This is a genomic window from Cupriavidus sp. WS (assembly GCF_000395345.1).
Taxonomy (GTDB): domain Bacteria; phylum Pseudomonadota; class Gammaproteobacteria; order Burkholderiales; family Burkholderiaceae; genus Cupriavidus; species Cupriavidus basilensis_B.
On the sequence record NZ_AQPL01000505.1, the window covers coordinates 1 to 7072 of the forward strand.

The 7072-nt window shown below is 72.0% G+C and carries 7 protein-coding genes; 4 read left to right on the forward strand and 3 right to left on the reverse strand.

Annotated elements, in window-relative coordinates:
* Nucleotides 1–46: 46 nt before the first annotated feature.
* Nucleotides 47–1603, reverse strand: a complete 1557-nt coding sequence (gene dacB, locus K206_RS0132880) for a D-alanyl-D-alanine carboxypeptidase/D-alanyl-D-alanine-endopeptidase (protein ID WP_020206552.1) — start codon at nt 1601–1603, stop codon at nt 47–49.
* A gap of 221 nt (nt 1604–1824) precedes the next feature.
* Here dacB and K206_RS0132885 point away from each other — a divergent pair, with 221 nt between their 5' ends.
* Nucleotides 1825–2034: a hypothetical protein gene (locus K206_RS0132885; protein WP_020424007.1), complete on the forward strand. Its 210-nt coding sequence runs from the start codon at nt 1825–1827 to the stop codon at nt 2032–2034.
* 75 nt (nt 2035–2109) lie between these two features.
* Here the strand turns inward: K206_RS0132885 and K206_RS0132890 are convergent, their stop codons facing one another.
* Entirely contained in the window at nt 2110–2571 is a 462-nt protein-coding gene (locus K206_RS0132890) for a PACE efflux transporter (RefSeq protein WP_020206553.1), read from the reverse strand.
* Between the two features lie 122 nt (nt 2572–2693).
* Between K206_RS0132890 and K206_RS0132895 the strand changes: the two genes are divergently transcribed.
* Nucleotides 2694–3596 carry a LysR family transcriptional regulator gene (locus K206_RS0132895; RefSeq protein WP_029044364.1) on the forward strand — a complete coding sequence of 301 codons (903 nt, stop codon included), beginning with the start codon at nt 2694–2696 and terminating at the stop codon, nt 3594–3596.
* Here K206_RS0132895 and K206_RS0132900 read toward each other — a convergent pair.
* Entirely contained in the window at nt 3593–4588 is a 996-nt protein-coding gene (locus K206_RS0132900) for a tripartite tricarboxylate transporter substrate binding protein (protein WP_020206555.1), read from the reverse strand. The genes K206_RS0132895 and K206_RS0132900 overlap by 4 nt on opposite strands.
* 275 nt (nt 4589–4863) lie before the next feature.
* On the opposite strand from K206_RS0132900, the gene K206_RS0132905 reads away from it, so the two are divergent.
* Nucleotides 4864–5556 carry a response regulator gene (locus K206_RS0132905; RefSeq protein ID WP_020206556.1) on the forward strand — a complete coding sequence of 231 codons (693 nt, stop codon included), beginning with the start codon at nt 4864–4866 and terminating at the stop codon, nt 5554–5556.
* Nucleotides 5549–6979, forward strand: coding sequence for a sensor histidine kinase (locus K206_RS0132910; protein ID WP_020206557.1), 1431 nt, complete (start codon nt 5549–5551; stop codon nt 6977–6979). Before K206_RS0132905 ends, K206_RS0132910 begins: the two co-directional genes overlap by 8 nt.
* The last annotated feature ends 93 nt before the right edge of the window (nt 6980–7072 follow it).

Here is a 7072-nt window from a genome sequence, read left to right on the forward strand (position 1 = left end):
TGACGTTCAGCCGTTGACTTTGATCTTGACGTTAAGAAGCCGAACCTCAGGGCGCCCCCTGATAAACCCACTGCAACAAAGCATCATGCGCCTGCTGCCCAGCCGAAGCATTCGCATGATTGATATAGCTGACCACCACATATCGCTCGCCGTTGAGCGCATCCACATATCCCGCCAGCGCCCGCACGTCCGACAGCGTGCCTGTCTTCATGTAGGCATTGCCGGCGGCGCCCGCGCGCGTGAGGCGGTTGCGCAGCGTGCCGTCCACGCCGAGGATCGGCAGCGAGTCGATCAGCACCGGTCCCACGTCGCTGGCCAGCGCCTGCTGCAGCAGGCGCGACATGTCGTAGGCGCTGATGCGCTCCTCGCGCGACAGGCCCGAGCCGTTGTCCAGCACGAGGTCCGGCATGTCCAGGCCCTGGCGGCTCAGCCAGCGCTGCACCACCTTGGCCGAGCGTGCCGTGCTGGCGGGGCCGCCGCGGTCCACTTCGGCGCCGATGGTGAGGTAGAGCTGGCGCGCCATCACGTTGTTCGAATACTTGTTGATGTCGCGCACGATCTCCGACAGCGGCTGGCCGTAGTGGCGCGCCAGCAGGAAGGCGCCGCGCGGCGCGCGGCCCATGCGCAGCGCGGGCAGGTGCGTGAAGTGGCCGCCCGCGGCCTGCCATTCGGCGACGAAGCCGCCCCAGGCGAATTCATTGTGCGAGAGCGCGGCGATGTTGACCACGTGCTCGCCGCAGTCGGCCGCGTAGCTGCCGTCGAAGGAGGCCAGCACGGTGCCGTCCGGCTGCGGCGTGATCAGCGGGTTGGCGCGCGCGCGCCAGTCGCCGCATTTGCCGCGCGACAGCGCCAGGCGGTTGTCGAGCTTGAGCTGGGCCAGCGCCGGCGTGACCGAGACCGCCACGGTCTCGCTGGCGGGGTCCGGCGTGAGCGTGAACGAGAGCGTCTTGAAGGCGTACAGCAGCGCGTCGGGGCTGACGTTGTAGGCGCGCTGGGTCTCGCCGTCGATGGTGCTGCCGTTGTCGATGGCGGTGTCGAAGAAGCTGCGGTCCAGCACCAGGTCGCCGTTGATGGTGGCGGCGCCGGCGCTGCGCGCGGTGGCCACCAGCTTGGCCATTTCCTCCGGCACCAGCTTGGGGTCGCCCTGGCCGCGCAGGTAGACGTTGCCGTTGATGGTGCCGTCCGGACCGGGCTGGCCGTCGGCGTAGAGCGAGGTCTGCCAGCGGTAGGCCGGCCCGAGCAGCTGCAGGCCGGCGAAGGTGGTCACCAGCTTCATGGTCGACGCCGGGTTCATCGGCGCCTGCGCGTTCCAGCTCGCGCGCGGCGCCGGCGCGCCGACCTTGATGACGTAGAAGCTGGTGGCGGCCAGCGGGATGTGGGCGTGCCTGAGCGCGGCGGTCACGCCGGCTGGCAGGCCCGAGCGTGGCGCGGCCGGCGCGCTTTCGGCGGCCTCGTGCTTCGCGGCGTGGGTGCTGGCGCGGACCGCCTTGGCGGCGGGTCTGGCATCGGCGGCCGGCAGGCCGTTGAGGAACAGCAGCGCCGCGGCGCAGAGAAGCGGCAGGCGGCGGGCAAAGGGGGAGCGGCGTTTCGGCATGGTGCCCATGTTAACGCACGGACACGGCGCCACGGATGACGCCGCTTTCAGATTTCGGCCGGTGTTGGCGATCGGCATCGGCGCGCTTGCCAAGGCCGCGTTTGTGGGAATCCGCTGACAGCAGGTTCGGCCTCCGCCCGCTCGCGAAGTGCCTTTCCAGCCGCCATACTGTCTGTATGCATCGTGCCCGGGTTTGCGCCCGGCGCGGCAATCCGACAAGGAGCCCCATCATGCGTACCGTGACCCTGACTCTCGTGCTGGCCACCCTGCTGACCGCGGCGGGCTGTGCCGACATGACGCCCAAGCAGCGCAACACCGCGATCGGCGCCGGCGTCGGCGGCGTGGCCGGCGCGGCCCTGATCGGTGGCCCGGCCGCGACCATCGGCGGCGCGGCGCTGGGCGGCGTGGTGGGCAACGTGGCCACGCCGGAACGGCGCTGAGCGTGGCGCGCCGGCGCGGCGCGCGAACAAGAACGGATGCCGCGGCATCCGTTTTTTATTGCGCCGTTGCCGCGCCTACCGGCCGCACGGCTCCGGCAGCGCCGCCGGCTTCGGATTCGCGGCGGCCTTGCCGGGCGGGAACGCCGCGTCGTATGCCCAGTTGTAGAAGAAGGCATAGACCACGTAGAAGGCCGCCACCGCGATGTCCATGAGGAAGGCGTCGAGCAGGCTCATGTCGAGGTACCACGACACCATCGGCAGGAACACCACCAGCAGGCCGCCTTCGAACAGCAGCGCGTGCAATACGCGCACCGCCACCGGCTTGCGCAGTTGCCCGGTGAGCCGCAGCATGGCCTTGTCGAACAGCAGGTTGTAGAGGTAGTTCCAGCCGGCCGCGATGACCGAGGCGACCACCGCGAGGATGCCCATCTGGTGCAGCGCGAAACCGAACACGAGGCTGCCTAGCGGCGCGAAGAGGCACAGGCCGATGACCTCGAAGCCGATGGTGTGGCGGATCCGGTCCTTCGTGGTGCGCATGATCTTTCCTGTCTGGTGAAACACAGCGGCCATTCTATCGAGAATCCGCCAGTGGTAAAGTTGGTATCCATCGATTTATCAGATAGATGCCGGCTGCATTCGCGCTGCCGGCCGGAGCGCCCATGAGCCTTTCCCTCGAACAATTGCAGGCCTTCGCCGCCGCCGCCGAATGCGGCTCGTTCTCCGCCGCCGCGCGCCGGCTCGGCAAGGCGCAGTCGGTGGTCAGCACCGCCGTGTCCAACCTGGAGATCGACCTCGGCAACCAGCTGTTCGACCGCGCCGGGCGCTACCCCGCGCTGACCGCCGCCGGCGAGCGCCTGCTGGCCGAGGCGCGCGTGATCCTGGAACGCTGCGAGCATTTCCGCGGCGTGGCCAAGAGCCTGGGCGAGGGCGTCGAGAGCCGCCTCGTGCTGGCGGTCGACGAGCTCTACCCGGAGGAGACGCTGGGCGTGATGCTCGAGGAGTTCTCCGCGCGCTTCCCGGCGGTGGAGCTGGAACTGCTGTTCCCGCTGATGGAGGACGTCAGCCGGCTGGTGCTGGAAGGCAGCGCCGACCTCGGCCTGATGTGGCGCCAGGAGGTGCTGCCGCCGGAGCTGGGCTTTCGCGCGCTGGGCTGGGTGCCGATGCGGATCATCTGCGCGCCGGACCATCCGCTGGCCGACCAGCGCGTCGGCTGGGAGGAGCTCAAGCGCTACCGCCAGTTGATGGTGGCGGTGCGCAGCAGCGACAGCGAGGAGAAAAAACGCCTGCGCGTGGCGGCCGAGGTGTGGTGGGTGGAGAGCCAGTGGGTGATCGTGGAGCTGGTCAAGCGGCGTCTGGGCTGGGCCTTCGTGCCGTGGCACGTGGCGGCCAATTCGCCGGCGGCGGCGCAACTGGTGTCGCCGGTGCTGGAGTTCGACGACCAGGACTGGCCGGTGGCGATGGAGCTGGTGTGGCACAAGCAGCGCCCGCTCGGCAAGGCCGCCGCCTGGCTCAAGGAGCGCGTCAGCAAGCAGCCGCTGCCGCGCCCCGGCGGCGAAGGCTAGCGGGCCAGGCCGAATTCCCTGGCCAGCGCGGCGTAGCGCTGCACGGTCTGCCGGACGTAGGCGTCGAGCGCGGCGGCATCCATCGCGGCGGGGCCTACCGGGTAGAGGCCCTGCGCGGCGCGCAGGCGGGCGAAGTCCGGGCTGGCCTGCAGGCGCTCGAAGCGCGCCGCCCAGCGCTGGTAGTCGGCCTGCGCGACCCTGGGGCCCATGTAGAAGCCGCGCACCACGGGCCAGGTGATGTCGTAGCCCTGCTCGCGCGCGGTCGGCACGCCGGCCAGCCGGCCCGGCAGGCGCTGTTCGGCCAGCACCGCGAGGATGCGGATGTTGCCGGTGGCCAGTTGCATGGCCGCCTCCGAGGCGTCGCCCGAGACCGCCTGCACGTCGCCGGCCCGCAGCGCGGTGAAGGCCTCGCCGCCGCCCTCGAAGCCGACGAAGCGCATGCGCTTGTAGCCCACGCGGGCCTGGCGCGCCACCAGCGCGGCCTTCATCCAGTCCTGGTTGCCGATGGTGCCGCCGGCGCCGAACAGCACCCGGTCGGGATCGGCCGCGAGCGCGGCCACGAGGTCTTTCAGGGTCTGGTAGGGCGAGTCGGCGCGCACCGCGATCATGCCGTAGTCGGCGGCCAGCGCGCCGACCCAGCGCACGTCCGCCGCGCCATACTTGCCGAACTTGCCTTCGGCCAGCGCCAGCAGCGAGCCGCTGGAAAAGGCGACCAGCGTGTCGGGCTCGGCCGGGCGCTGCGCCACCACGGTGTTGTAGGCCACCGCGCCGATGCCGCCGGGCAGGTAGGCGAGGCGCATCGGCTCGGCCATGCCGGCCTCCTGCCGCGCGCGCTGCGCCAGCTTGCAGGTCAGGTCGAAGCCGCCGCCCGGCTTGGCGGGCACGATGCACTCGGGCGCGGCCACGGCCGGCAGCGCGCAGGACGCGGCCAGCGCGGCGCAGGCAATACGGACAATACGCACAACATGCGCGGCGGCGGGGACTTGGCCCATCGGTTCTCCCAGGAAATGCCGCCGCGGCGGCGGAAGGCGGCAACAGCATAACGGCAAACGCGGGATGCGAGAATACGGCATCATGGCGCGCCCCGGGGCGCGGGAAGCCCGGCAAGACGCGCCAGCGCCGATCAAGACGACGACGTTTTTCACTCCCTCTCCCCTCACGGCGAGAGGGGCCGGGGGAGGGGAGCAAACCGTCGCACGGCATGACGTATCTCGGGACGCATCGCCCGGTGACAGGAAAAGCAAAAAAAGCAGGAGGAGAAGCGCGGATGAGAGTGCTGCTGGTCGAGGACCACGACGAACTGGCCACCTGGGTGACGCAGGCGCTGCGCGCCATGCATTTCACGGTGGAGCGCGCGGCCGACGCGGCCAGCGCCGAATCGCTGCTGTTCAGCACGCACGCCGGCGCGGCCGGCGGCGACTACGCGCTGGTGCTGCTGGACCTGACCCTGCCGGACCGCGACGGCCTGGAACTGCTGGCGCACCTGCGCAAGCGCGGCTACCGCGTGCCGGTGATGATCCTGACCGCGCGCGGCGAGGTGGGCGACCGCGTGCGCGGCCTCGACCTGGGCGCCGACGACTACATGGCCAAGCCCTTCGACCTCGCCGAGTTCGAGGCGCGCGTCAAGGCGCTGCTGCGGCGCGCGCGGCAGACCGAGGCGCCGCTGGTGCTGTGCGGTGGCCTCGGCTTCGACACCGTGGCGCGGCATTTCCAGGTGGGCGGCGTGCCGCTGGCGCTGACGCCGCGCGAGCACGCGGTGCTGGAGATCCTGATGACGCCGCCCGGCAGGGCGGTCAGCAAGGAGCGCATCTACGCCAACATCTTCACGCTGGCCGACGAGGCCCAGCCCGACGTGATCGAAGTCTACGTGCACCGGCTGCGCCGCAAGCTCGAAGGCTCGGGCGCGGCCATCGTGACGCTGCGCGGGCTGGGCTACATGCTGGAGCCGGCCGGTGGCTGAGCCGGGCACGCCGGCCGGCCGGCAGCGGCCCGCCAGCCTGCGCGCGCGCCTGCTGTGGTGGCTGATCCCGCCGATGCTGGCGCTGCAGGCGGCCTACGGCGTGGTGGCCTACTCGAACGCGCTGGCCTCGGCCGACATGGCCTACGACCGCACCTTGCTGGCGTCGGCGCGCAACATCTCCGAGCGCATCACGCTCACGCCCGACGGCGTGCGCGTGGACGCGCCCTACATCTCGCTGGACACCTTCGAGGTCGGCATGAACGCCACCATGTTCTACCGCGTGAGCGGCGTGCATGGCGAGTTCGTCTCCGGCTACGACGACCTGCCGCCGTTCGATGCCAGCCAGCCGCGCACCCGGCTCTATCCGGCGCTGGTGAGCTTCTACGACCGCACCTACCGCGGCCGGCCGATCCGCATCGCCGCGCTGCGCCAGCCGGTCATGGACGCCAGCGGCACGCGTGGCGGCATGGCGCTGATCGAGGTGGGCGAGACGCTCGATTCGCGCCAGGCGCTCACGCGCAACATCCTGTTCGACGTGCTGTGGGGGCAGGCCGTGCTGGTGCTGGCCGTGGTGCTGGTGATCTGGCTGTTCACGCGGCGCGCGCTGGCGCCGCTGGACGCGCTGCGCGACGAGGTGGCGCGGCGCCAGCCCGGCGCCACCACGCCGCTCGCGCTGGACAGCGCGCCGCGCGAGGCCGCGCCGCTGGTGGCGGCGATGAACGGCTACATGGCGCGGCTGGAGCAGGTGCTGGCGGCGCAGCGGCGCTTCATCGCCGACGCCGCGCACCAGTTGCGCACGCCGCTGGCGGTGCTGCACACGCAGGCGCAGCTGGCCGCGCGCGAGCACGATCCGGCCGAGCAGCGCCGCATCGCGCGCGAGCTGGCCGACAGCACCGCGCGCATGGCCGCGCTGGCCGAGCGCCTGCTGTCCACGGCGCGCGCCGCGCATGGCGGCACCGCGCCGGCGCGGCCGCTGGCGCTGGACGCGCTGGCGCGCGAGGTGTGCGTGGAGCTGATGCCCGACGCCCGCGCGCGCGGCATCGACCTGGGGCTCGAAGTAGAAGTGGAGGCGGACGGCGCGGCGCGGGTGGCGGGCACCGAGCTGCTGCGCGAGCTGGTGGTGAATCTGGTCGACAATGCGCTGCGTTACACGCCGCGCGGCGGCCGCGTGACCGTGCGCGCGCGCCGCGCCGGCGCGGCCTGCCTGCTGGAGGTGGAGGACGACGGCCCCGGCATCGCGCCGGACGAGCGCGCCGCGGTGCTGGAGCCGTTCTACCGCGGCAAGGGCGCGGGGCCGGGCGGCAGCGGGCTGGGCCTGACCATCGCGCGCGACATCGCCGGCGCGCACGGCGCCACGCTGGCGCTGCTGTGCGGCGCCGCAGGCCGCGGGCTGCTGGTGCGGGTCAGCTTCGCGGCCGCCTGAGCGCGGCCGGGCGCGGACCGGCGCCGGTCAGCGCGCGCGCGTGCTGCCCGGCGTTTCCTCGGCGATGGCCTGCACGGGCGTGCCCGTCCTGCC